Genomic DNA, 24,853 nt, shown 5'->3' with positions numbered 1-24,853 from the left:
GACATGGACAAGATTTCCCTGGTGCACGCAAGCCTGGGGGAGCAGGAACTGGCCGCCGTCGCCGAGGTGTTCGCCTCCGGCTGGCCGGCCGGCCAGGGCCCCAAGGGCAAGGCTCTCGAGGCCCGGCTGAAGGAACGTTACGGTGCCGGTGACGCGGTCGCGGTCAGCAACTGCGGCGCCGCACTGCACCTGGCGATGCTCGCGTTCGGCGTCAAGCCGGGCGACGAAGTGATCGTCGCCGACTACACGTTCCCGGCACCCGCCCATGCGGTGCGGTACGTGGGCGCCACGCCGGTCTTCGCCGACGTACGCGCCGACACCGGCACCGTGGACCCCGAGGCGGTCGCGGATCTGGTCTCGGCGCGCACGGTGGGCATCATCGCCGTCGACACGGTGGGACTGCCCGCGGACTACACGCAGCTGCAGGCGATCGCCGACCGCCACGGGCTGTTCCTCGTCGAGGACGCCGCCTGCGCGGTGGGCGCCACCTACCAGGGGCGTGAGGCGGGCGCGCTGGCCGAGGTGGCCTGCCTGTCCTTCCACGGACGCAAGGGAGCCACCAGCGGGGAGGGCGGCGCCCTGATCGCCACCGACCCGGCCATCGGGGCGCACACGCGGCAGCTCTCCTCCTTCGGCATCGGCAGCATCTACGACCAGGCGCAGGTCATCGGCCTGCCGATCCCTCAGTTCACCGAGATCGGCTACAACTTCAAGCTGTCCGACATCGCCGCGGCGATCCTTGAGGTGCAGCTCGGCCGGATCGAGGAACTGCTGGAGCGCCGGCGCGCCGTCGCCGCGCGCTACGCCGAACTCTTCGCCGGCGAGGAACTCCTGACGGTGCCGCACGTACCGGCGGACCGTACCCACGCCTGGCAGTCCTACCTGGTGACGCTGGATCCGGGCGTGGACCGCGCGGCGGTCGCCACCGACCTGCGGGCCCAGGGAATCGGCTGCCTGCACGGCACCTGGGCCAGCCACCTGCAGCCCGCGTTCGGGGCCCAGCAGGTGTGCCCGGTCTCGGCGGATCTCTTCCGGCGCAATCTCGGCATACCCATGCACGCCGAGCTGACCATGGACCAGGTCGAACGGGTCGTGGAGGTGCTGCGTACCGCGGTGCGCACCCACGCACGGCCCGTCGGCCGCGCCGCCTAGGCCCCTGCGGCACAGGGGCGGGCCGTTGTTCCAGGCAGTTTTGACGAGCCGTCCGTACGCCCCCCGGGGGGGCCGGGCCTGTGGCCACCACAGGCCCGGCCCCCTTGCCCCGCATCGAGCACCGTGCGCCGTTGACCTCGCGACGTGCCCCCGAAGGAGACAGTCCCCATGAAGGGCTCCACAGCCTACAAATCGATACAGAAGCGCGGTCTGCACATCGGCCTGCTGCCGGAGATGGCCGCGGCCGTGAACCCCTCGACACCGATCAGCCTGGACCACGACCTGGACGTCCTGCCCGAGGCGGGGCGGCGCCTGACGGTGGCTCAGTACGCCGAGCACGTGGACGACCTGGCGGGCCGCCTGTGGGCGGCCGGTGTCCGGCCCGACGAGCGCGTCGTGCTCTACAAGAGGGCCAATGCCGACCACTGGATGCTCGCCGCCGCGGTGTCCCGCATCGGCGCGGTCGTGGTGAACCTGTCGCCGGCCCTGGACGCCGCGACCGTCGCCGTCCTGCTCGAGCGGGTCGGCCGGCCGACCCTGCTCACCGACGCGGCCAAGCTCGACGTCCTCGCCGAGGTGCCGCTGGAGGAGATCACCCAGCGGGTGATCTCCTCCAGCGGCCACCGGCCGGGGGCCCTGCCGCTCGCCGAGCTCGCCGGGGCGCCGCGGGTCAGGCCGGTGGTCCGGCCGATCGACGAGGCCGCCGTGATCACCCACACCTCCGGCACCACCGGGATTCCCAAGCTCGTGGTGCACACGCCCCGCACCCAGGGCATCCGCCTGGTACCGCAGTGGCGGCTGCTGTCCCTGATGCGGAAGAAGGAGACCGTCGCGATCCACGTGCCCTTCGTGCACTCGCGGATGGTCGCGGCGATGTCCCTGGCCCTGCTCAAGCAGTACCCGGTCCTGCTCATGCGGGAGTCGGACCCCGCCGACGTCGCCGAGCAGCTCATCGAGCACCGGCCGGCCTTCATCGAGGCGCTGCCCAACTCGCTGATGGAGTGGGAGGGGCTGGCCGAGGACCCGCGAGCGCCGTTCGGGTCGGTGAAGGTCTTCAGCAGCACCTTCGACGCGATCCACCCCGGGACGATGAGCCGGCTGCTGAAGGCCTCCGACCGGCGCGGGGCGCTGTTCTTCCAGATCTACGGGCAGAGCGAGGTCGGTCCGGCCGTCGGCCGCGCCTACTTCCGCCACTCCGCCCACAAGGCCAACGGGCGCTGCGTCGGCTGGGCCATGCCGCACGGCGCCGCGAGGATCCGCGTGGTGAGCCGGGACGGCAGGGCGCCGTCCGAGCAGAGCCCCGGCTTCATCGAGGTCGCCTGGGACGGCATCGCCAAGACCTACTTCGCCGAGCAGGACCGCTACGACGCCAACCGCAACGGCCAGTGGTGGCGCACCGGCGACGTCGGCTACCGCACCCGGTTCGGCTGTCTGCACATGCTCGACCGGGAGGTCGACATGATCCCCGGGGTGCGCAGCTCCCTGGAGATCGAGGACGTGGTGCTGGGCGAGCTGAGCGAACTGAGCGAGCTGGTCGTGGTGCAGGGCCCGGGCGGCGAGGCGGTCCCGGTGATCTGCACCGTCGACGACCAGCCGCTGGACCGGGGCCGCTGGCGCGCGGCCGTCGCCGGTTTCCCCCAGCTGGCCGACCCCGTCCAGATCCCGCAGGCCGAACTGCCGCGGACCGCCACCTTGAAGGTGCAGCGGCTCGCCCTGGCCCGCCGGCTCGAACAGGAGCGGGAGCGGCGGGCGTGACCCGCCACGCAGCCACCTGCCGGTCCGAGGCGGCGTAGGCGGACACCCAAGGACGCCGCCGGATTCTGCTGCCGGGCCGGCCTCGGGACCGCCGGCGTGCTGCTGAGCGGTGTTCCCAGGCCGGCCATCCGGCCCGGCTGCCGCTGCCATGGGGGAGGGAGGGCCCGGTGCAACGACGGTGTGCAAAGGGCACGGAACCGGACCCGCGCGGGTGCGCACCCGCGCGACCCGTGCGCCGACCCGGCCGGCCGCGGCGGCGTCGCGGACACGGCGCAGCCGGCCGGCCGGTGCGCCACTGCCGGCTCGCTGCCGATCGTTGCTCACCCCGCTGAAGCCGGCGTGAGCCGGGCCGCGGTGCAGAGCCCGGGGCCTGCCCGGCCGGCACGTCCTGCCCGGCCGGGCTCACTCATGCGCCGCACTCCGCACTCCGCCTCACGTGCTCATTCCTCCTGCCCAAGGAGATATTCAGTGACCGAGGTGACCTCCTGGCCCGGCACCGGTCAGGAGCCGGCTGCCTGCGTGCGCAGCATCACCGATGACCTGCTGCAGCGGGTGGAGCAGCGGCTGAGCTCGTTTCTCTCCGCCGAGCGCGCCCGCTACGCCGAGGTGGATGAACGGGCGGTGGTCGCGGTCGACGCGCTGTCCGATCTGGTCGCCGCGGGCGGCAAGCGGATCAGGCCCGCCTTCTGCATCACCGGCCATCTCGCCGCCGGCGGTGATCCGGGCGATCCCGGGATCGTGGCGGCGGCCGCGGGCCTGGAGATGCTGCACGTCTCCGCCCTCGTCCACGACGACGTCCTGGACGACTCCGGCCGGCGGCGCGGAAAGCCGACCGTGCACACGGTCTTCTCCCAGCGGCACCAGAGCCGGGGCTGGCAGGGCGAGTCACGCCGGTTCGGCGAGGGCGTGGCCATCCTCGTCGGCGACCTCGCGCTCGTCTACTCGGACGAGCTGGTGTCCCAGGCGCCGCCGGCACTGCTCGCGCAGTGGCACCGGCTGCGCTCCGACGTGACCATCGGCCAGTACCTGGACATCGCCGCGGCCGCCGAGTTCTCGGTCGATCCCCGGCTCTCCCGGCTGATCGCCCTGATCAAGACCGGCCGTTACACCATTCACCGGCCGCTGGTCATGGGGGCGAGCGCGGCGGGCCGGCCCGACCTCGCTGCCGCCTTCGCCGCGTACGGCGAGGCGGTGGGCGAAGCATTCCAGCTCCGTGACGACCTGCTGGACGCCTTCGGGGACGCCGCGCAGACCGGCAAGCCCGCCGGCCTCGACTTCCGCCGGCACAAGATGACGCTGCTGCTGGGGTGGGCCATGCAGCGCGACGAGCGCATCCGCTGTCTGATCACGCAAGGGGGACACAGCCCCGACGAGGTGCGCCGCCGCCTGCTGGACACCGGTGTTCCCGAGCACGTCGAGAAGCACATCGCCGGCCTCGTCGAGCGGGGCTGCGCGGCCCTCGCCGACGCGCCCGTCGCCCCGGTGTGGCGCCACGAACTGACAGACATGGCCGTGCGCGGCGCCTACCGGAACACCTGAGCCTGCACCAGACGCCGAGATCGACGCTTGGAGGAAGAATGTCGGGAACCGCGCAACTGGCAGATCTCTATGCGGACGTCGAAGAATCGGCCGGGCTCCTCGGCGTGACGTGCTCGCGTGACAAGATCTGGCCCGTCCTGACCGCGTACGAGGATGTACTCCCGCAGGCTCTGATTGCTTTCCGGGTGGCGACCGACAAGCGCCATGAAGGAGAGTTCGACTGCCGTTTCACGGTGCCCACGCACGTCGATCCGTATGTCCGCGCCCGGTCGTGCGGCCTGATCACCGAGACCGGGCATCCCGTGGAGCTGCTGGTCTCGGACATCGAGCAGCGATGCCCTGTCGACCTCTACGGCGTCGACTTCGGGGTCGTGGGCGGATTCAGGAAAATCTGGGTGTACTTCCCGGAGAGCGAGTATCAGAGCCTTCCGAAGCTCTGCGGCATTCCGTCGATGCCCCGCAGCCTGGCCGACAATGCCGGCTTCTTCGCCGACCGCGGCCTGGACGACAGGGTCGACGTGATAGGGATCGACTACCACAGCAGGACAGTCAATCTGTACTTCACCGAGTTCCCGGGCGAACTCCGCGAACCGCAGGCCCTCCTGTCGATGCACCGGGACATAGGAATCCCGGATCCGAGCGAACAGATGCTCACGTTCTGCGAGAAGGCATTCGGGTTCTATGCCACGCTGAACTGGGACACTTCAAAGATCGAGCGGATCGCCTTCAGCGTGAAGACCCAGGATCCGCTGTCGCTGCCCGCCCGGCTCGGCCCGAAGATCGAACGATTCGTGAAGAGCGTCCCGTACGGCGTGGACCACCCCAAGATGGTCTACGCGGCCATGACGAAGTCCGGCGAGGAGTACTACAAACTCCAGTCGTACTACCGGTTCCAGCCGCGCAGCCGACTGGATCTGATGCCGTCGGCCGACCCTGCCGCAGACGCCGCGTAGCCCGGGCCGTCACATGGAATCGGCAGTCTTTCACTTCAGCCGGCTGGAGCATCTCCTGCGGGGCCACTCGATCCGCACGGTGACGGTGGACGGCGCCCGCGCGGAGTTCGTCACGGACCCGGCCCTGGTCCACCGCATCCTGGTCAAGGACAGCAAGAACTACGGAAAGGGCGAACTCTTCCAGAAGGCCAGGAACCTCAGCAGGGCGGGGCTCCTCGCGCAGGACGAGTCCGTCCACCGGCACTACCGGCGACTGGCCCATCCGCACCTGCGGACCGCGGCGGTCGCCGACTACGCCCCGGTCATGCGGGAGATCGCCCGTGCCGCGGTGACCTCGTGGCGTCCCGGGCAGGCCGTGAACATCCAGGCCGAGATGTGCCGGGTTTCCGCCGGAATCGCCCTGAGCACTCTTCTCCACGGCCTGCCGCCGGACAGGTCGGCGGTTCTCGGTGAGCGTCTTGCCGCGCTGTCCTGGGAAATGATCAGGAGGCCGCTCCATGGAAAGGCGGCCGCGCGGGCACAGCGGCAGAGGTCGTCCGAGCGGCTTGGGCGGGCACGGGAGGACGTCCGCGCACTGCTCGCCTCCTGCATAGCCGGCCCGCTGCGCTCGCCGGGCTCCGGGACGGACTATCTGTCGGCACTTGTGTCGGACTCCGCAAAGGACGGCACCCCCCCGCTGACCGCGGAGCAGGTCTGCGCCGAGGCGGTCATGCTGCTGACGGCGGCCACGGTCACCACGGCATCGGTGATGTCCTGGGCGCTGTATGTGATGTCCGAGGAACCCCTGATCGAGGAGAAGGTCCTCAAGGACATGGCGCAGGCGGGAGGCGGAGGCGTCGCACCGGCTCATGGGCGGGGGCCGGCCAGTTACACCCTCCGGTTCCTGATGGAGGTGCTGCGGCTCTACCCGCCGGTGTGGATCACCTGCCGGCGGGCCCTTACGGCGGTCAGGCTGGGTGAGCGTTCATTCCCCGAGGGCACCCACGTGCTGTTCAGTTCGTATCTGCTGCACAGAGATCCCGTCCGTTACCCGGACCCGCACCGGTTCGATCCCGACCGGTGGCTCTCGACGCGGCCGGCCGCGGACGAAGCCTCGTACATCCCTTTCGGGACGGGTGCGAAAGGGTGCATCGGGGAATCGTTCGCCTGGAAAGAACTTGAAATCCTCCTGGGTGCGGTGGTGCAGGAATGGCAGCTGACCGTCGAGGCCGGCAGCCGGATCCGTAAAGCGGCGGAGACCACGCTTCATCCCCGCCGGCTTCTCATGGTCCCTCAGCCGCGGTAGTTCTCCAGGACACCGAAAAGGGACCGCCCACGGCTTTCGCCTCGGCCGCAGCGCGGGGTATGCCGCCCGGCAGGAGCCGGGCGGATTGCCGCTGGAGGCGGGCTCGACGTTCCCTCGCGCGTGAAGGGGCCGCACCTCCGGTGCCCTTGGCGCGAGATGGCCACCGTGTCACTGTTTCCGCACGCCTGGCCCGACCCGAGACCGCCGTGCGGCAGCCCAATGAGCGCCCCCGGACCAGCGCTGGGGCATCGCCGGCGGACACCGCGTCCGGCGGCGTCTGCGGTGGGCCGCCGGCCGGCCCCGACGCATCAGCCGGCGCGGACCGTTCACCCACCCGTCGTCGATGACCGGCGACGCGGCCTCACCCCTGCCGGGCCCCGCCGGAACCCGCGGTCACACGGCACGTGCGAAGGCCCTGTGCCGGCTGAGTTCAGCAGCAGAGCGTTGGATCGACACTTGGAGGACGAATGTCTGCAGTCACCGTGGTCGACGAGGTGTACTCGGCCATCGAGGAATCAGCCCGGCTGGTGGGGGCCGCCTGCTCACGGGAGAAGGTCGTGCCGATCCTGACCGCGTACTTTCCTGACGGGGAGGCACTGGCGCAGGCCGGGGTGGCGCTCACCGTGCAGACCGGCGAGCGCCACGCAGGGGAGCTCGACTACACCATCAACGTGCCTGCAGAGGTCGGCGATCCGTACGCCCTCGCTCTGGCGAAGGGCTTTGTCGCGGAGACCGGCCATCCCGTGGGGGCCCTGCTCTCGGAAGTCCAGCAGCGGTGCCCTGTCAACGAGTTCATGATCGACTGTGGAGTCGCCGGCGGCTTCAAGAAGATCTATGCGCACTTTCCTCATGACCTGCAGGCGGTGTCAAAACTTGCCGACATCCCGTCCATGCCGCCCGCCGTGGCCGGCAATCTCGGTTTCTTCGCCCGTCATGGACTGAATGACGTGGCGATGATCGCGTTCGACTACCGGCGCAACACCATCAATCTGTACTTCACCCGGCTCTCGGATGAATGCCGCGGACCGCAGAACATCCTGTCGATGCTTCGTGAAACCGGCCTGCCGGATCCGGACGAACGGATGCTGGAGTTCGCTCGGGGTGCGTTCAGGGTCAATGTGACCCTCGGCTGGGATTCTTCGAGGATCGTGCGGTTCTGCTTCGCCCCGCCGCCGGCCCGCGGCGTGGACCCGTCGACACTTCCCGTGCACGTCGAGCCGGGAATCCAGAAGTTCGCAAAGAACGCCCCGTATACCTACCCGGGCGGTCGGGTGAACCTCCTGGGTGTCAAATGGACGCCCGATGGAGAATGCCTTGATGTCGCGTCGTACTACCAGCTCTCGCCACTGCACCGGAAGGTTCTGTCGGCGATCCACAAGCAGGAGTTCTAGAGGGCTCGCCGGCCGATGAGTGTCTGAGTCCGGGGCGGCACCCCGGACCTTCTCGGGGTCCCGGACCGTTGGGGCGGACCGGGATCCGGCGGCGCGGCCGCCCCCGGACCTGCCGGCACGGCCCGGGGCGGATGGCGGGCGGGCCCGAATTAAAACCGACCGAGGCCCTGTTTATTGACCCCTGCGCGACGGCATTACTGCCTCTCGCCCGGTCCCGGGATCTGTGGAGGACGGCTCCGGGAACGCTCGAATATTGCTGGGAGCGCGGGGTGTGGGGGGCCGGTGGCCTGGTGTTGTGCCTGGTTTCCACGGCGGAGAAATACGGGGCGCGCGGTTTTGTATTGACAGACCGCTTGCGCTGTTTTTAGTGTTGTCGCCGCCGGACTGGCATCCGCTGATGTGCCGCGGAATGACCGGGCCAACTCGGATACAGGGCAGGGGAGTTCGCGTGGACGTCGGGGCACTGGGCACCTTGGACGGCAGGGGGAGCGTCGTCTCCGTGGCGTCTGTTGTGCCGTGTGCAGGTCGTTCGCCGCGTGCGTCGCGTTGTCCTGCGGGGGGTGCGGGAGTGAGCGGCCCGGCCGGGGGTTTCCAATTCCCGGCCGGTACGGGACGCGGGCATGACGCCGTGGATCAGTACGCCGCGGGGAGCTAGCCGGTCCGGGGCCCGTGTGCAGCGGGCCTGATCAACGTGTGTGGCGCACGAGCGGCCACAGCGCCGACCACCGCTTCGAGGCCGCGTGTCTCGACGCGGTGACCGGTGCCCGGGGCAGCAAGGACCCGGCTCGATCTCCAAGGCATGTCCTGCCTCAGCGGCGTCGCCTTGGACGTGCAGACCGCCCCTTCTTGAAGACAAGGACACAACGCATGACGACGTCCGGACGTTCTTCCGTCTCAGGCTTCTCGCCGCAGCGCAGGTCGCTGCTGATCGGTGGTGCCTCGGTCGCGGCGCTGGCCACCGTGGGTTCCACCGCAACGGCAGCCGCCGGCGCGTCCGCCGCCTCGGCAGCGGCGCCCATCGACTTCGACCTCGAGTCCGGCAACTTCATCCGGGACCTGATCGCCAGGTCCGACCGGAACACCTTCGAGGAACTCGTCGCCCCCATGGACGTGACCCTGCTGATGCGGTTCACCCATGCGACGTCGGTCGGGTGGTTCGACGCGGTGGCGCCGTACCACCCGACCGCGGTGGGTTTCTACTCCCGGCTCGGCCGCCGTCCTGCCGGCGAGGCCGCCACCAACAGGAACAAGAACATCGCCGGCCTGCACGCCACCTACCAGGTGGTCAAGGGCCTGATCCCGGACCGGCTTCCGGAGTTCCAGACCCTGTTCGAGGCGGTCGGCCTGAACCCCGGCGACGAGTCGCAGGACAAGACCAGCCCGGTCGGCATCGGCAACCTCGCCGGCAAGGCCGTCGTCGCGCACTTCCAGCGCGACGGCATGAACATGCTCGGCGACGAGGGCCGCGAGTACCACGGCCGGCCCTACGAGGACTACACCGGCTACGCGCCCGTGAACTCTGCCTACAAGCTGGTCCACCCCTCCCGCTGGCAGCCGCAGAGCGGGCCCCACCGCCGCCGCAACCTGCGCGAGGGCGCGGGCGACAAGGGCGTGTTCATCGTCCAGCAGTTCGTCACCCCGCAGATGAGACTGGTCAAGCCCCACTCCTACCAGGACCCGGGCAAGTACCGGCTCGCCCCGCCCAACCACATCGACCACACCAACATGCGCGCCTACAAGCGCTCGGTGGACGAGGTCGTGGAGGCGCAGGCCAATCTCACCGACGAGCAGAAGGTGAAGGCGGAGTTCTTCGACAACAAGCTGCTGGGCATCGGCCAGTCGGGGAAGGCGGCGGCCAGCGCGCACGAGCTGGACCTGGACGGCTGGGTCCACCTGTTCGCGACGAACTCGACGGCGATCTACGACGCGCTGATCGCCGCGTGGTACCAGAAGAACAAGTACGACGTCGTGCGGCCGTCCAGCGCGGTCCGGCACGTGTACGGCCGCAGCAAGCTGACCGCCTGGGGCGGACCCGGTGTGGGAACGGTCCGCAACATGCCCGGCAGCGAGTGGATGCCCTACCTGAACGTGGGGGACCACCCCGAGTACCCGTCCGGCTCCACGACGCTCTGCTCCGCCGAGGCGCAGGCGACACGGCGCTTCTTCGACGACGACGTCCTGGACTGGAGGCATGTCGCTCCCGCCGGCTCGACGGAGGTGGAGCGGGGGATCTCCCCGGCCAAGGACGTGGAGCTGTACTGGTCCACCTGGACCGATTTCGTCAAGGACTGTGCCATCAGCCGGGTGTGGGGCGGCGTGCACTTCAAGAAGACGATCGAGAGGTCCGTCGTCTTCGGCGAGCAGTTCGGCGATCTGGCCTACGAGTTCGTGCAGAAGCAGATCAAGGGCGACGTCAAGCACTGAGGCTCCTTGTCGGGGCGGCGGGTGCCGGTATACGGCCCGCCGCCCCGTCGCGTGCTTGGGGACCGGCGTGCGGCCGGCGACGCTCCGCGAGGCACGCCCTTCGAGCACCGCACCCCGTACCGGCTGCCGCCAGCCGCGTTGCACACAGCGTGCCGGAGCCCTCGGACCTTGGCCGCGAAGAGGTGACGAAGGGTGGCGCCCGGGTGCCGCAGCCGCTATTGTGACAGTCACTACCGAAAGAGTGCCGCCTATCTAAAAGTAGGCGACTCCCTAAAGATAGACACTCTCTCTGGAGGGGTGATGGTGGATTCGCAGAAGGCGAAGCGGTGGGCCCTCGTCGGCATCGTCGTCAGCGTGCTCGTCCTGGGGTTCGATCTGACGATCATGAACGTCGCGCTGCCGACGATGGCGGCGGACCTCGGGGCGAGCACGGGTGAACTGCAGTGGATCGTGGATTCGTACGCGGTGGTCTTTGCCGCCTGCATGCTTCCCGCGGGCCTGTTAGGCGACCGTTTCGGCCGGCGCAAGCTGCTGGTCACCGGACTGGTGATCTTCATGATCGGCAGTTGCATGGGCGTGTTCGCCGACAGCTCGGCCATGGTCATCGCTGCCCGTACGGTGATGGGCGCCGGCGGTGCGCTGATCATGCCGCTGTCGCTCGCCGTCATTCCCTCGCTCTTTGAGGGCGCGGAGCGGACGAAGGCGATCGGCGCGGTCACGGCGGGGGCGTCGATCGGCATGCCGCTCGGTCCGCTGCTGGGCGGCTGGCTGCTCGACAACTTCTGGTGGGGCTCGATCTTCGTGCTCAACATCCCGCTGGTCGCCATCGGTATCGCGGTCTGCATGCTGATCCCCGACACCCGGGATCCGTCGGCCCCGCGCGTCGACGTGTTCAGCACGGCGCTGGGTGTCCTCGGCCTCGGCGCGCTGGTGTTCGGCGTCATCGAGGCACCCTCCCGGGGCTGGGGTGACGCGCTGGTCGTGGCGACGCTGGTCGGCTCCGTGGTGCTCCTCGTCGGGCTGGTGCTGCGCGAGCGCCGGGCCGAGCGCCCGATGCTCGACCTTCGTCTGCTGGGCGACCGCGCCTTCGGCTGGAACACGCTCGTGGCCGTCCTGGCCACCCTCGTGGTCACCGGCCTGCTGTTCGTGACGCCGCAGTACCTGCAGGCGGTGATGGGCAACGACCCGTTCGGCACCGGGCTGCGGATCGCCCCGCTGATGATCGGGCTGATCGTGGTCGGGAAGCAGGCGCCGAAGCTGATGGAGCGGTTCGGCTCCCGGCCCTTGATCACCCTGGGCATGGTGCTGTTCGCCGTCGCCATGCTGCTCGGCAGCCGCACCGACGTCTCCGACGGCTACGGCTACACCGCCCTGTGGCTCACCATCACCGGCTTCGGCTTCGGCTTCGCGATGGTGCCGGCCATGGACGGCGCGATCGGCGCGCTGCCCCAGGACCGTGCGGGCAGCGGCACCGGGCTGCTCTCCACCCTGCGCCAGGTCGGCGGTGCCATCGGTGTCGCGGTCCTCGGCAGCGTGCTGAGCACCAGGTTCATCGACGGGATCGACACCGACGGGCTGCCCGCGGCGGCCGCCGACCGGGCCGAAGAGTCGGTGGTCGCCGCGCACGGTGTCGCCGACCAGCTGAGCCTGCCCCAGCTGACGGAGTCGGCGAACGAGGCCTACGTCTCCGGGATGAACACGGTGCTGCTCATCTGCGGCATCGCAGCGCTGCTGATCGCCGTGCTCGTCGCGGCCCGGCTCCCGGAACACAAGCAGCCGCAGCAGAAGAAGGAGGACGAGATGCCGGACGCCGCGGAGTTGGCCCCCGCGGACAGCAGTGGATGACAATGGCGCCCATGTCCTCCCCAGCAACTCGCCGCGCCGCCCGGTCCCCGAAGAATCCCGCCCCCGGCCAGGGGCGGGGAGCCGCAGCCGACGAGGCCGGCCTCGGCCTGCGCGAACGCAAGAAGGTGCGCACGCGCCAGGCCATCCGCGAGTCGGCCTACCGGCTCATCGCGGAGCAGGGCTACGACAGCACCACCGTCGAGCAGATCGCGGAGGGCGCGGAGGTCTCCCCGAGTACCGTCTTCCGGTACTTCGCCACCAAGGAGGACATCGTCCTCATGGCCGACGCCCTGGTGCTGGACCAGACCCTTCGTGAGCGCCCGGCGGCGGAGCCGCCCCTGGTCTCCCTGCGGGAGGCGATCGTCGGCTCGATGCGCATGCTGTCCCAGGAACTCACCGATGAGCTGCTGCTGCGGCGGCTGCAGCTCATCGGCCAGGTTCCGGCGCTGCGGGCGCAGATGCACGAGGGCATGGACCACAACGTCGAGCGTCTTTGCCGGGCGCTGGCGGAGCGGACCGGGCGGTCGGAGGACGACCTGGAGCTCAGGGTCGTGGTCGGCGCGATGGTCGGCGCACTCGCCCAAGTGATGCTGGACTGGGTCAACCGGGGCCAGGAGGGAGACCTGCTGGAGACCGTCGAACGGGCACTGGCAGTGCTGGAGCGCGGCATGACGCTGTGACGTGCCGAACCGCCGTGGTCCGGCGGAGTCGCTCTCAGGCGCCTCCCTGCTTGAGCTTGACGAGTGACCCAGGTCACTTTGAGGGCTCTTGGCATGGAGGCGTCACCCATGTCACTATTTCAGCAAGTTCTCCCTGCCCAAATTCTGTGCGGCATGGATTGAGCCCGTAGCCGCCGGCTTGTACCGGCGAGACCGAAGCCGTGCCGCGTATGGCACAGATTCTCTTCCTTGTTCAACATCCTCGTGCGGTGGCGTTTTCGCCCAGACCGCCCGGGAGCCGCGGCATGTGGCACTGTCCCGCCCGGCCGTGCCATGAGCAGGAACTGGTGAAAAACCCTTCCCGTAACCCGGTGCGCCGTACCCGGCCCAAATCGGGTCCAGCCGCAGCGGACCAGGACACCGGCGAAGGCCCCGGATACCGGCTGCGCCCGCGCAGGCCTCAATCCGCGCCCCCCGGCCTCAGGCCGGGGGGCGCCGTCGGCACGGCTCGGGTGCCCGCAGGAATCGGCCCCGGCCCGAGAGAACACCATTCAAAAACAGGCGTCGGATCGATAGTGGAGGACGAATGTCGGAATCCGCCGAGTTGGCAGACCTTTACTCGGTCATCGAGGAATCAGCTCGATTGGCGAACGTAACCTGCTCGAGCGACAAGGTCTGGCCCATCATGACCGCGTACGGGGATATGCTCGCGCAGTCCGTGATTGCTTTCAGGGTAGCGACCGGCGCACGCAATGCAGGAGATTTCGAGTGCCGCTTCACGATGCTCCCCAAGGAGCTCGACCCGTATGCGGTCGCCCTGTCGAACGGTCTCATCGCGGAGACGGGCCACCCCGTAGGATCTCTCCTGGGAGAAATCCACCGGAACTTCCCCATCGGCAGCTGCGGTATTGACTTCGGTGTCGTCGGCGGATTCAAGAAGACGTGGTCCTTCTTCCCTACGGGTGGCGTTCAGTCGCTGTCCGAGCTTGCCGGCCTCCCGTCGATGCCGCGCAGCCTGTCCGAGAACCTCGACTTCTTCACGAGGCACGGCCTGGCCGACATCGTCACCTTGATCGGGATCGACTACTCGCACCGATCGGTGAATCTGTACTTCGGCAGGATACCCGCTGAATGCTTCGAGCCGGACGGGATGCGGTCGATTCTCCGCGAGATCGGAATGCCGGATCCGAGCGAGCGGATGCTGCAGCTCGGCGGGCAGGGGTTCGGAATCTACACCACTCTGAGCTGGGATTCCCCGAAGATCGAACGGATCACGTACGCCGCCATGACGACGGATCCGATGACACTCCCCGTTCAGATCGAACCAGAAATCAAGCAGTTCGTGGAAAAGGCCCCGTACAGCACCGCCGACCGTCAGTTCGTCTACGCCATCACGGCGTCGCCGAACGGCGAGTACCACAAACTGCAGTCGTACTACCAGTGGCAGCCCGGCGTACAGCATTTCCTGCTCGCATCCGACCCCGGAGCGGACGCCGGGGCACCCGCCGGCACCACCGGATAGGGCGCACGGCAGGACGCGCCACGCCCCAGCGGGCGCGTGGCGCGTCCTGCCGTGCCACAGCGCAGACGTTGCGCAGATTCTCCCCAGAAGAAATCCAGCATCTTCGACCGAACAGTTCAGATCACGCCCAGGGGGCGTCAATCAGAATACATGCGAAAGGAGGCCTGGTGTTATGCGCATCTATGGAATTATTGTATGCTCTCTCGAGAGGTTTGGCGCCTCGTTCGGGATCGCTGCATTGCGGATCTCCATAGGGGTTATCTTCCTTTGGTTCGGAGCTCCTAAGCTTTTCCCGGGAATGAGTCCAGCGGAATCACTGGTCGAGGAGACCGTAGAGCGGCTGACGTTCGGAATCATCGAAGGAGGAGCCGCTTCCCTTCTGACCGGCGGGCTGGAATCGATTATCGGGATACTGCTCATAAGCGGGAAGGCGCTCAGGCCGACGATCGTGGTGCTGCTCGGGCATATGGCGGGAACATTCACTCCGCTGTTCATCTTCCCGGAACATACCTGGAAGGGGTATGCCATCGGCACGGTTGAGGGGCAGTACATTCTGAAGAACCTGGTGCTCATCGCGGCTGCGCTTGTGGTTATCGGCCACTCGAAGTCACGGATCGGCAAGGCGTCTGGGCCGGAAAGTCCGCTCCTGGGGGTGGCCGCCCCCCGCGCCACCGGCATGTTGCCGGCCGGCCGGCAGCTTCAGCCGGTGCCCGTCCACCGGGCCGAGTCACGCCGCCCGCTGGATGTGGGGCAGGTGGAGAAATAGCCGTACCTGATCGCCGTGAACCCGGCCAGACCGTCACGGCGGACGGCCACCACCCCTTCGCCGTTGTCCCGGCGCGCCGGCGCCCGGTCCCCGACGAGCAGGCCCGCAGACGCAGGGCCTTGCGTCAGACACCGGCGCTGATCCCTTCCGTCCGCAGCCGGTCCCCTTCGTCAGCGCCGATTAACCGCTTCCCCGGTGTGAGGCGGCACTGCCGCACACGGCACCGCCTGCACCACTGCCGCACCAGGAAATCACCGGAGCCGACCGGGCGATGAAGCCGAGGAGTCCCGCCGTGCCGAACCCGAAGCTGCCCGTGTGCAACGCCGAGATGGCCTCCGCGGCCTGGGCCGAGGCCCTTGCCATGACCTGCGCCGATCCAGGCCACTGCCACAGCCCGGCCGGCGAGTTGGCCGCTGCCGCGCTGCGCACGCACGGCGCGCTGTCGACGGGGTGGGGGCGCAGTGTCCCGGTCACCGGGTGGGGGCCGGGCGGTGGCGGGGTGCGGGGGCTGGCCGTCTTCCTCGCGGTGTACGCCGCCCAGCAGGAACAGCAGGACGTGCAAAGCCCCGGTGCGGCGGTGTGAGCTGGACCGCGACTGCCCGGCGGCCACAAGTCCCCTGGCCCGTACGGGACATGTGGCTCACCCCTGCCGGGGATGGAGCCTTCGGGTGTCCTCTCCGCGTCCGCATCCGCACCCGCCCGCCCTCATCCCCCGGGGTGCGTCGACGTGTGCGGGCCGTCGGGGTGGTTGCCGTGGTCCGGCTGTGTGCGCCGGGCAGCGGCCGATGCGGGTGCCCCCGTGACCTGGCGGGACTGGAGGAGTCCGGCGGGGAACTGCGTGGCTTCGTTGCGGCACCGGGATGCACCGGGATGCACCGGGATGTCAAGGGAGGAGAGCCGGTGTGAGCCGGGCCGGGGAGTCCGGGGAACTGCGTCCGCCGCTGATCGCGAGCGTCCACCGGATACCGGGCAGCGAGAGCGAGGCGCAGGAAGCGGTCCGGGAGGCCTGGCTGTGCTGGGCGGCTTCCCCGGCGTATCCCTCCCTCGCCCAGGGCTTGCCCGGCCGCCGTGGTCACCCTCCACGCAGCCGGACGCGCCGGGGGGACGGTGGGAGGAGCAGCTGGCCTGGTGGGCCAAGGCGTCGAGGGCCGTGGCTGGGGCCTGGGCGTGCCGGATGCCCGGTCCAGGGGGCGGCAGGGCCGGCCGATGTGATCGCTGGACGTGTGCTCGAGGACGCCGGGGGCGGCGTCATCGTGGCGGCGGGGCCCGTGAGGGCGAGGCCGTGAAGCCGGGCGAGGCGAGCGGGCACGGGTGGACAGTGCCGCCCCGGACCCGGCAAGCCGGTACCTGCCCGGCAGCCCCGGTGCCCCCCGGTCTCGTTCCGTGCAGGACGTCTTCCGACTGACTTGAACTCTGCTGGAAGGCAAGGGGTGTTGGTGCCCGGTGGCCGGTGATGCTCCCGGCCTCTGGGGCGATAAATACGGGGCGTGCGGTTTGGTATTGACAGACCGGCTGTCCTGTTTTTAGTGTTGTGGCCGCCGGACTGGCATCCGTTGACGCCTGCGGAGTGACCGGACCGCTCGGGCACGAGACAGGGGGAGTTCGCGTGAACGTCGAGGTGCTGGCCATCTCGGACGGCAGGGGGAGCGTCGTCTGTGTGGCGCCCGCGGTGCCGTGTGCTGGTCGTTCATCGCGTGGTTCGTATGGTCTTGCGAGTGGTGCGGGAGCACGTGGCCGGCTGGTGGGTTTCGGTTCACCGGCCGGTTCAGGAAGAGCGCAGAACGCCGTGGATCAGTACGTCGCAGGGAGCTAGTCGGTCCGGGGTCCGCGTGCAGCGGGCCTGATCAACGCTGTGTGGTGCAAGACGCAGTGCTCTCAGCCGCTTCGGGGCCGCCTTGTCTCGATGTGGTGAGGGGTGCCCGGGACAGCAAGGGGCCCGGCTTGATCTCCAGGGCATGGTCCGTTCTCAGCGGCCTCGCCTTGGACGTGTAGACCTCTCCTTCTTGAAGAAAAGGACACAACGCATGACGACGTCCGGACGTTCTTCCGTCCCCGGCTTCTCGCCGCAGCGCAGGTCGCTGCTGATCGGTGGTGCCTCGGTCGCGGCGCTGGCCACCGTGGGTTCCACCGCATCGGCAGCCGCCGGCTCGTCCACCGCGGCGGCGGCGCCCGTCGACTTCGACTTCGATACCGGCAACTACATCGAATTCTTCCAGCCCAGCGACGAGAACGCCGGCCAGTCGCCCGCAGCGGCCGTGTTCGCCCCGATGGACGTGACCATGTTCCTCTGGGTCAACCACCTGACGACGATCGCCTGGTTCGACGCGGTGGCGCCGTACCACCCGACCGCCGTCGGCGTGTACACCCGGGTCGGCCGCCGTCCCTCCAGCGAGTCCGCCACCAACCGGAACATGAACATCGCCCTCATCCACGCCACGTACCAAGTGGCCAAAGCCGTGGTGGCGGAGCGGGTGCCGGCCATCCGGCAGCTGATGACCACGCTCGGCCTGAACCCCGACGACGAGTCGGAGAACCCGACCAGTCCGGTCGGCATCGGCAACCTCGCCGGCAAGGGCGTCATCGCGGCCCGTAAGCGGGACGGCATGAACATGCTGGGCACCGAGGGCGGCCGCCGGTACAACCCCAGGCCCTACGCGGACTACACCGGCTACCGGCCCGTGAACACCGCCTTCGAACTGGTCAACCCCTCACGCTGGCAGCCGCAGGTGACCACTCATCGCCGCCGCCTCGGTGCGGGCTTGGGTGACATGGGCATCTTCACCGTCCAGAACTTCATCACCCCGCAGATACGCAAGGTCAAGCCCTACTCCTTCAAGGACCCGAGCCGGTTCGAGCTCGCCCCGCCGCTGCACATCGACCACACCCGGCCCCGCGCCTACAAGCAGTCGGTGGACGAGATCCTGGAGGCCTCCGCCAATCTCACCGACGAGCAGAAGGTGATGGCGGAGATCATGGACAACAAGGTGTGGGGCATCGGCCACTCGACGATCTTCATAGCGCGGCGCCACAACCGCGAGCTGGGCGTGCACGGCTGGGCTCACTTCTTCCTCACCCACCTGCTGTCGACGTTCGAACCGCTGATCGTCGCCTGGCACCAGAAGATCAAGTACGACGCCGTGCGGCCGATCAGCGCGGTCCGGCACGTGTACGGCAACCGCCGGGTGACGGCCTGGGGCGGCCCCGGCCAGGGGACGGTCAACGACATTCCCGCCAACGAGTGGATGCCCTACCTGAACGTGGGGGACCACGCCGAGTACCCGTCCGGCTCCACGACCATCTGCTCCGCCGAGGCGCAGGCGGCGCGGCGCTTCTTCGGCGATGACGAGCTGGACTGGCGATTCACCGTCAAGGCCGGCTCGACGCTGGTGGAGCCGGGGCTCTCTCCCGCCCGCGACCTCGAAATCTACTGGCCCACCTGGACCGAGTTCGTCAAGGACTGCGCCGCGAGCCGGGTGTGGGGCGGAGTGCACTTCCGCAAGACGGTCGAGCGGTCCGTCGAATTCGGTGAGCAGTTCGGCGACCTGGCCTACGAATTCGTGCAGCGGCACGTCAAGGGCGAGGTCAAGAACTGACCGTACTGCGGCGGGCGGGCGCCGGCACACGGCCCGCCCGCCGCAGCGGCGGACACCCCCGGTCACCGTCCGCGCCCTGCTCCCGGCCGGCGCCGGGCCGGGAGCGAAGGGGCAGGCACCGCCTGTTGGTGAGCGGGGCAGCGCTCGCCATACGGCCGGCCGCCTAGCCGGCCGCAACAGCACCCCGGGGCGCCGCGAAACCGGGCCCGGGGTGTGCGCTGCCGCAGGTGCGGGCCGGAGCCTGGCGGGCCCGGGCTCTCCCGGTCCGGTCGCCGGCCGGCGGTTGCCGGGTCCGAAACGACGGTCGCGGACGGCCGTTCCCGGTGGCCGGACCGTGGCCGGATCCGCGCCGGATCATCGGTGTGTGTGCAGGTCGAAGACCTGGTTCGGATGTCCGCTTCACCGTGCGGGTGATGCCGCTGCCTGTTTCCGGACGGCTCAGGCGCGCCCGCGGGGGACCGTTCCTAAAGACTGAGTGGGAGTGAGTCCTGGTGCCAGGACTCATGCTCAGCCGGGTGCCCCGAACGGTGCTGGGCACCCTGGTTCCCCGCTTTCGCTCCACCGCCGGGCGGCGCGCATCCGGTGGGTGGTCCGGGCAGGTGGGGGCGGGGTTCCTCACGCCTTCGGGTCTCCGGTCGGGCCTGGACGGTCCGATGCCCACCGCGATCACTCCGGTCGGGGTGGGGCGGTGCCGTCCGTCGCCGGATCGGATGCCCGAGGGCGCGTCGCCCGACCGCGATGCTTGCCGCATCGTGCCGGGAAATCTGTCGCGTTGGAGTGGTCAGGGGTTTCTGCCAGTGCTGGGCACCCCACCGACTGGTGTACGCCGGATCCACCGCGACGACGGCGATGTCCTGTTCGGCGGCCATCGAGATCAGCCGGGCCTTGAGTCTGGCGGTGGGGAGGCGGGAGAGCAGGCGGCGGAAGCGCTTGTTGCGGCCGTGCTTCTCCCGGCCCTTCTCCGTCGCGAAGTCGAGGTCCTCGATGGCGATCGCGGTGGCCCCGCAGCGTTGGGTGTGGTGCAGCAGCCGGGTCAGCGCATGCCGGATCTGGGCGTCCCGGTGGTCCGCGCTGCCCGAGAGGTCGTAGAAGAAGCGCTGTGGCTCCCCGACCGGGTTGCCGTGCCCATCGAGGTGCCAGGCGGCCAGGTGGTCGTCGTTCATGTCCACTCCCACCACCCCGCGGGCCAGCGCCGCCTGCAGCGGCAGGACCGGGGTGGCGGCGCGCTGCCAGGAGGCGGTCACATACCAGCGGCCACGGAGAACGTCGTGGTGGAGGCGGTAGGCCACCGCCCGGTTCGCGGTGATCCGGTCGCGCCACTCCTGCCCGCGATGCTGGAACCGTACGGTCGCGTCGAGCACGTACCGGCCGTGCGGGGCGTTGGCCCGGTGGGCCAGCTCGACTGGGAGCTTGAGGGAGAGCTGTCCGGTGTCGGTGACGCGGATTGTTTCGTTGCCGAACCGCTTGCCGGACTCCCCGTCCGCGGCCAGGAACATCCGCGCCGCCTGCCAGCGTGCCCGCCAGTCCTGTTCGCTCAGCCCCGCCGCCTGCAGGTGGTGACGGGTGTTCGCGAGTTGCTTGCCGCCGCGCACCACGCGCACCCGGCTCGCCGCCCAGTCCCCTTCCGCTACCGCCAGCCGGTCCTGCAAAGCGTGCAGGCGGCGGGACTTGGCATGCCACTCGGCACGGGAGGCATACCCGCGGGCCAGCCCTTCCCGCTTGTCCGCCTTGGCGCCCAGCGGGCGGGCCAGCCGGGCCTCGATGGCGGCGATCTGCCCGCGCAGCCAGGTCAGGTGGGCGGCCTGGCCGCGCCTCGCCAGCGCCCACTGGTCGTGGCTGGCCCTGGTGATGCTGCCCGCCCAGCGCGCCGATGACTTCCCCGTCAGCTCCCGCTTGCGCACCGCCCACCCGGCCGCATCGTGCGCCAGCCCCTGCCGGGACCGCTCCGCGAGATCACCCGCAGCCAGCGAACCAAGGAAGACACCGACCTCGGCCAGCACCGCCGCATCCGACTCGCTCACCCGCAGCCGGTCCCGGATGGCCACCCCGGCCGGACCGGGCGCCACGAACGACGCCGCCAGCTCCCGCAGCCCGCCCACCCGTTCACCCCTGCCCGGTCGAAGATCCGTCACGGCAGTCAACGAGCACCACCCGCAAAGGTCACCCATTCGACCCAGGAACTCCAGTTCCCCTCCCGACGAACGGAGACCGAGAACGCACCCCGAGGCAAGGAAGACCGTCCCCGCGCAGGCGCCGGGCGGCAGCCAGCCACATCCGGCCCCGGCACTCACTCACATTCACCAAAAGTCACTCCCGCTCAGTACACCGGCAGCAGTTCCCAACCCCACCCGCACCGGCCCGTGTGACCCACCTCATACCCGGCTCCTGTCAGGAATCGCTGCGCTGTCCCGCTCAAGGGGGCAAGCGATTCAGACAGGAGCCTCACCATGAAGCACCGCATCCTCGTCCTCGGCGCCGGCTACGCCGGGGCTTTCGCCGCCGGGAGCCTGGCCCGCCGCCTCTCGCCGGCCGACACGGAGATCACCGTCGTCAACGCTGCGCCGGTCTTCGTCGAGCGGATGCGCCTGCACCAGCTCGCGGCGGGCCGGGACCATGCGACCGTGCCGCTCGCCGACGTGTTCGCGGGCACCGGGGTACGGCTGCGCGTGGCGCGCGTCAGGGCGGTGGACCCGCAGCGCAGGACCGTCGCCGTGACCGGCGAGGACGGTGACGGCGAGCTCGGCTACGACACGCTGCTGTACACGCTCGGCAGCCGGGTCGCCGACCACGGTGTCCCCGGGGTGGCCGAGCACGCCTTCGACGTCGCGGGACGGGCCTCCGCGCTGCGGCTGCGGGCCCGCCTGGACAGTCTGGGCCCCGGCGGCACCGTGCTGGTCGTCGGCGAGGGCCTGACCGGCATCGAGACCGCCACCGAGATCGCCGAGTCGCGTCCCGGTCTGTGCGTGGCGCTCGCCGCCCGTGGCGAGCCGGGAGCCTGGCTCTGCCCGGGGGCCCGGCGCCACCTGCACGAAGCCTTCGACCGCCTCGGCATCACCGTCCACGAGCACACCACCATCGAAGCCGTCCAGGCGCGGTACGCGGTCGGCGGCGACGGCACCTCCTTCCCGGCCGACGCGACCGTGTGGACGGCCGGGTTCGCCGTCGACCCCCTCGCGGCCGCCGCCGGTCTTGAGGTCACCGAGGACGGCCGGATCATCGTCGACGACACCATGCGCTCGCTGTCGCACCCGGACGTCTACGCCGCGGGCGACAGCGCGTACGCGATCGGCGCGAACGGCCGGCCGCTGCCGATGTCCTGCGCCTCGGCGGGACATACCAACATGCAGGCGACGGACGCGATCGTGGCACGGCTGACCGGACGCCGGGTTCCGAGCGTCAAGAAGACCTACATCGGCAACCAGATCAGCCTCGGCCGGCACGACGCGATTTTCCAGATGGTCGACGGCGACGTACGGGCGAAGTCCTGGTTCATGGGCGGCCGCAAGGCCGCGCGGTTCAAGACGGGCGTCCTCAAGGCCAGCCTGTGGGGCGTTGCGCACCCGACCTTCGGCATGCCCAAGCGCAAGCGCCGCCTGACCGCCGCCACGACGGCCGCCGCCACCCCGGCCGCTGCCGCCGCGCCCGGGAATGCCGCCGCATAAGGCCGTCCGCAGGGACAGCGCCGTCGCTGACCGCTTCGAGGCCGGCCGCGGCCGGCCTCGCTCGCGTCCCGTCTGCCCGGCTCGGCGGCCGACGCCGTCGAGCCGGGCAGACGGGACGCGTCCCTGCACCGGCACGCCGCCGACCGGGAACGGATCAAGGTGCCGCAGGCGTGGCTGCCCCAAGCCGTCACCACCCTGTGCCTGGACCGGCTCCGCTCGGCGCCGGTGCGCCGGGAACGCGCGGCCGGCGCCTGGATGCCGAGCCGCTTGTCGACGGCGATCCGATGCCCGGCCCGGCCGACACCTTCGAGTAGCGCGCATCGGTGACGCTCGCGGCCTCGACCCTGGTGGAGCGGCTCTCCCCGGTGGAACGGGCAATCCTCGACATCTCGCAGTGGGCGAGCCGGCCGTACGTCCCCCGGGCCCGGCGCCGGATCGCCGCCGCGCGCCGCGGCGGCGGTGAGGTGGACCCGGCGTCCGCGCGCACGGTCCTCGAGGAGTTCCTTGCCGCCGCGTCCTCGGGGCGTACCGAACCTCTGGTGGCGCTCCTCACCGACGACGGGACCGCGGTCTTTGACGGCGCGGGCCTGTCCAGGACGCTGTGGCGCTACGAGAGCTCCGAGCGGGCCGCCACCATGATGCGGTCCGCTTTTAGGCCTACGCCCGCGAAGCGGCGCCTGGCCGGCGGCTCGCCCGCGATCCGCCTCGGGCAGGTCAACGGCCGGCCCGCCGTGCTCGTCGTGCCCGGGGGCCGGATCGTGGGCGCCACGGCGTTCGAGATCAGCGACGGCAAGGGTGGCGGCGCTGCACGGCTTCGCCGTCGCGCAGCGGCTTGCCCGCCTCACCGGGATGTGGCGGCAGCACGAGACAGGCGCGCCGGCCATCGGCCAGTGGTGAGCGGCTTTTTGCCGCGTCATGCGCGGTCTTTGCGGATGCGGAGACCGATCTGTACGCAGCCCTTTCTCCCCTCGCAAGCCGCCCGCCGTCTTTCACCGGCTCCCACACGGTCGGGCCACGCCGCGTTGACGGGGCCGTTGAGGATGCGGACGAACAAACCGTCGGCGGCGTGAACTCGAGTTCCGCTCCGAGGGAACTCGAGGTTCCGTAGGAGCTGCGGGAGGGGGTGTGGTGCCGCCCCTAGGGTGGTTCTGCACGATGCTGCGCTCGCTCGCCCCACACCCCCTCCGGGAGACGGGCGGGCGTCATTGCCTGCCCATGCCTAAGTTCCCGTCCTGTCGGGCTTCGCTCCCGTACGCCGCGCGCCGGCCGCGCGAAGCCGTGGCCGGCTGGTGCATGCGTGGGCGGGGGAGTGGTGGCCGAGGCGGATACCCCGCGGCGGGCCGGACAGGCCCTGGTGCGGCCGGCCGCGGGCGGCGGCGTGCACGGCGGACCGGAGCGCTTGCCGGGAGGTGCGGTGTCCGTCGCGGCGGCCTGGATTCAAGGAGGGGCGTGGGTGAGCCGGAATGAGGAGTTCAAGGAGCTGCGGCCCCTGCTGTTCTCGATCGCCCACCGGATCCTGGGCAGCCAGGCCGCGGCCGACGACGCGGTGCACGAGGCCTGGCTGCGCTACGAGGCTGCCCTCACGCTGCCCGTGCCGGGCAAGGCGTTCCTGTCGGGCGAGGTCACCCGGATCTCGGCCGGCTTGCTGGGCTCGGCCCGCGTCCAGCGGGACACGTCCGCCGGGCCGCGGCCGTTCGAGCCGCTGATGAGCGGCGCCGGCCAGGACCCGGATCAGCCGGTGGAGCCGGCCCAGTCGCTGTCGGCGGTGGCCGTGCTGCTGCTGGAACGTCTGCCCCCGCTCGAGCGGGCGGTCTTCGTCCTGCGGGAAGTCTTCGGGTGCGACCTGTCGCAGATCGCATCAGCCCTGGGGTGCTCGGAGGCGGCCTGCGACCAGCTCGCCGCCACCGTGTCGCGGGCGGGCGACGGCGGCGGCAGGGCTCTGCGCTGGCCGGGGCTCATCGTCGGCGCGGAGTATGTGGCCCGGGTGCTGGCCGCGATGACCCCCGCGCTGGTCCGTATCGGCGTCACCATGGAGCCGCAGCAGGTGCACCACGGCCCCGGCGCAGTCTTCCGCGACCGCCACGGCACGGTCCTCAGCGCCCTGGCGTTCGACTTCCTCGACGGCCAGATCCAGACGATCCGCTGGGTGAGCCGCCCCCGCGCTCCCCGCGGTCCGGCGGCACACGCCCCCGGCGCCATCTGACCCCCGGCACCACTGCGCACCACTGCCCGTCCGGGCGGCCCGCCGCATGTGCGTCGGACAGGGCCACCGCACTGGGGGCCCAGGAGCCGGCCACATCAACGACG

General features: G+C 70.2%; 17 protein-coding genes. 16 read left to right on the top strand and 1 reads right to left on the bottom strand.

Annotation, left to right across the window (positions count from 1 at the left end; genetic code table 11):
• The first annotated feature begins 3 nt into the window (after nt 1-3).
• The 13 genes from OG828_RS01175 (at nt 4) to OG828_RS01115 (ending at nt 18,884) form a co-directional block, all read left to right on the top strand.
• Nucleotides 4-1,152, top strand: a complete 1,149-nt coding sequence (locus OG828_RS01175; protein ID WP_328349260.1) for a DegT/DnrJ/EryC1/StrS family aminotransferase — start codon at nt 4-6, stop codon at nt 1,150-1,152.
• 168 nt (nt 1,153-1,320) lie between these two features.
• Nucleotides 1,321-2,907: a class I adenylate-forming enzyme family protein gene (locus OG828_RS01170; protein ID WP_328436299.1), complete on the top strand. Its 1,587-nt coding sequence runs from the start codon at nt 1,321-1,323 to the stop codon at nt 2,905-2,907.
• 468 nt (nt 2,908-3,375) lie between these two features.
• Nucleotides 3,376-4,446 (top strand): polyprenyl synthetase family protein, encoded by a 1,071-nt coding sequence (locus OG828_RS01165; RefSeq protein WP_328499773.1) that lies wholly within the window; start codon nt 3,376-3,378, stop codon nt 4,444-4,446.
• A 38-nt stretch (nt 4,447-4,484) separates the two neighbouring features.
• Nucleotides 4,485-5,399 carry an aromatic prenyltransferase gene (locus OG828_RS01160; RefSeq protein ID WP_328499772.1) on the top strand — a complete coding sequence of 305 codons (915 nt, stop codon included), beginning with the start codon at nt 4,485-4,487 and terminating at the stop codon, nt 5,397-5,399.
• A 13-nt stretch (nt 5,400-5,412) separates the two neighbouring features.
• Nucleotides 5,413-6,684 (top strand): cytochrome P450, encoded by a 1,272-nt coding sequence (locus tag OG828_RS01155; protein WP_328499771.1) that lies wholly within the window; start codon nt 5,413-5,415, stop codon nt 6,682-6,684.
• Between the two features lie 467 nt (nt 6,685-7,151).
• On the top strand, nt 7,152-8,075 hold the full coding sequence (locus OG828_RS01150; protein ID WP_328436296.1) for an aromatic prenyltransferase: 924 nt from the start codon (nt 7,152-7,154) through the stop codon (nt 8,073-8,075).
• A gap of 867 nt (nt 8,076-8,942) precedes the next feature.
• Complete coding sequence (locus tag OG828_RS01145; RefSeq protein ID WP_328499770.1) at nt 8,943-10,499, top strand: vanadium-dependent haloperoxidase; 1,557 nt, start codon at nt 8,943-8,945, stop codon at nt 10,497-10,499.
• A 300-nt stretch (nt 10,500-10,799) separates the two neighbouring features.
• Nucleotides 10,800-12,344 (top strand): MFS transporter, encoded by a 1,545-nt coding sequence (locus OG828_RS01140; RefSeq protein ID WP_328436294.1) that lies wholly within the window; start codon nt 10,800-10,802, stop codon nt 12,342-12,344.
• A gap of 11 nt (nt 12,345-12,355) precedes the next feature.
• The gene (locus OG828_RS01135; RefSeq protein ID WP_328349252.1) at nt 12,356-13,024 is read left to right on the top strand and encodes a TetR/AcrR family transcriptional regulator; all 669 of its coding nucleotides are present in this window, start codon (nt 12,356-12,358) and stop codon (nt 13,022-13,024) included.
• Nucleotides 13,025-13,589: 565 nt separating this feature from the next.
• Nucleotides 13,590-14,525, top strand: coding sequence for an aromatic prenyltransferase (locus OG828_RS01130; RefSeq protein WP_328499769.1), 936 nt, complete (start codon nt 13,590-13,592; stop codon nt 14,523-14,525).
• Between the two features lie 172 nt (nt 14,526-14,697).
• Entirely contained in the window at nt 14,698-15,291 is a 594-nt protein-coding gene (locus OG828_RS01125; protein ID WP_328499768.1) for a DoxX family protein, read from the top strand.
• A gap of 292 nt (nt 15,292-15,583) precedes the next feature.
• Nucleotides 15,584-15,874 (top strand): hypothetical protein, encoded by a 291-nt coding sequence (locus OG828_RS01120; RefSeq protein ID WP_328499767.1) that lies wholly within the window; start codon nt 15,584-15,586, stop codon nt 15,872-15,874.
• A gap of 1,441 nt (nt 15,875-17,315) precedes the next feature.
• Nucleotides 17,316-18,884, top strand: coding sequence for a DUF6851 domain-containing protein (locus OG828_RS01115; protein WP_328349247.1), 1,569 nt, complete (start codon nt 17,316-17,318; stop codon nt 18,882-18,884).
• Between the two features lie 464 nt (nt 18,885-19,348).
• On the opposite strand, the gene OG828_RS01110 is transcribed toward OG828_RS01115, so the two are convergent.
• On the bottom strand, nt 19,349-21,016 hold the full coding sequence (locus OG828_RS01110; protein ID WP_328499766.1) for a transposase: 1,668 nt from the start codon (nt 21,014-21,016) through the stop codon (nt 19,349-19,351).
• Nucleotides 21,017-21,331: 315 nt separating this feature from the next.
• Between OG828_RS01110 and OG828_RS01105 the strand changes: the two genes are divergently transcribed.
• The 3 genes from OG828_RS01105 (at nt 21,332) to OG828_RS01095 (ending at nt 24,749) form a co-directional block, all read left to right on the top strand.
• Complete coding sequence (locus OG828_RS01105; protein WP_328499765.1) at nt 21,332-22,546, top strand: NAD(P)/FAD-dependent oxidoreductase; 1,215 nt, start codon at nt 21,332-21,334, stop codon at nt 22,544-22,546.
• A 323-nt stretch (nt 22,547-22,869) separates the two neighbouring features.
• On the top strand, nt 22,870-23,616 hold the full coding sequence (locus tag OG828_RS49415) for a hypothetical protein (RefSeq protein WP_443062359.1): 747 nt from the start codon (nt 22,870-22,872) through the stop codon (nt 23,614-23,616).
• A gap of 383 nt (nt 23,617-23,999) precedes the next feature.
• Entirely contained in the window at nt 24,000-24,749 is a 750-nt protein-coding gene (locus OG828_RS01095) for a sigma factor-like helix-turn-helix DNA-binding protein (RefSeq protein WP_328499764.1), read from the top strand.
• Nucleotides 24,750-24,853 lie beyond the last annotated feature (104 nt).

The sequence above is a fragment of the Streptomyces sp. NBC_00457 genome, from assembly GCF_036014015.1.
In the GTDB taxonomy this organism is placed as follows: Bacteria; Actinomycetota; Actinomycetes; order Streptomycetales; family Streptomycetaceae; genus Streptomyces.
Note: the sequence above shows the minus strand (reverse complement) of the source record. Positions and strands in the feature narration are given on the sequence as shown.

Bases quoted from the DNA above. Each gene is read 5' to 3' on its own strand.
- OG828_RS01175 (WP_328349260.1), top strand. From the start codon at position 4: ATGGACAAGATTTCCCTGGTGCACGCAAGCCTGGGGGAGCAGGAACTG.
- OG828_RS01170 (WP_328436299.1), top strand. From the start codon at position 1,321: ATGAAGGGCTCCACAGCCTACAAATCGATACAGAAGCGCGGTCTGCAC.
- OG828_RS01160 (WP_328499772.1), top strand. From the start codon at position 4,485: ATGTCGGGAACCGCGCAACTGGCAGATCTCTATGCGGACGTCGAAGAA.
- OG828_RS01155 (WP_328499771.1), top strand. From the start codon at position 5,413: ATGGAATCGGCAGTCTTTCACTTCAGCCGGCTGGAGCATCTCCTGCGG.
- OG828_RS01150 (WP_328436296.1), top strand. From the start codon at position 7,152: ATGTCTGCAGTCACCGTGGTCGACGAGGTGTACTCGGCCATCGAGGAA.
- OG828_RS01145 (WP_328499770.1), top strand. From the start codon at position 8,943: ATGACGACGTCCGGACGTTCTTCCGTCTCAGGCTTCTCGCCGCAGCGC.
- OG828_RS01140 (WP_328436294.1), top strand. From the start codon at position 10,800: ATGGTGGATTCGCAGAAGGCGAAGCGGTGGGCCCTCGTCGGCATCGTC.
- OG828_RS01135 (WP_328349252.1), top strand. From the start codon at position 12,356: ATGTCCTCCCCAGCAACTCGCCGCGCCGCCCGGTCCCCGAAGAATCCC.
- OG828_RS01130 (WP_328499769.1), top strand. From the start codon at position 13,590: ATGTCGGAATCCGCCGAGTTGGCAGACCTTTACTCGGTCATCGAGGAA.
- OG828_RS01125 (WP_328499768.1), top strand. From the start codon at position 14,698: ATGCGCATCTATGGAATTATTGTATGCTCTCTCGAGAGGTTTGGCGCC.
- OG828_RS01115 (WP_328349247.1), top strand. From the start codon at position 17,316: ATGACGACGTCCGGACGTTCTTCCGTCCCCGGCTTCTCGCCGCAGCGC.
- OG828_RS01105 (WP_328499765.1), top strand. From the start codon at position 21,332: ATGAAGCACCGCATCCTCGTCCTCGGCGCCGGCTACGCCGGGGCTTTC.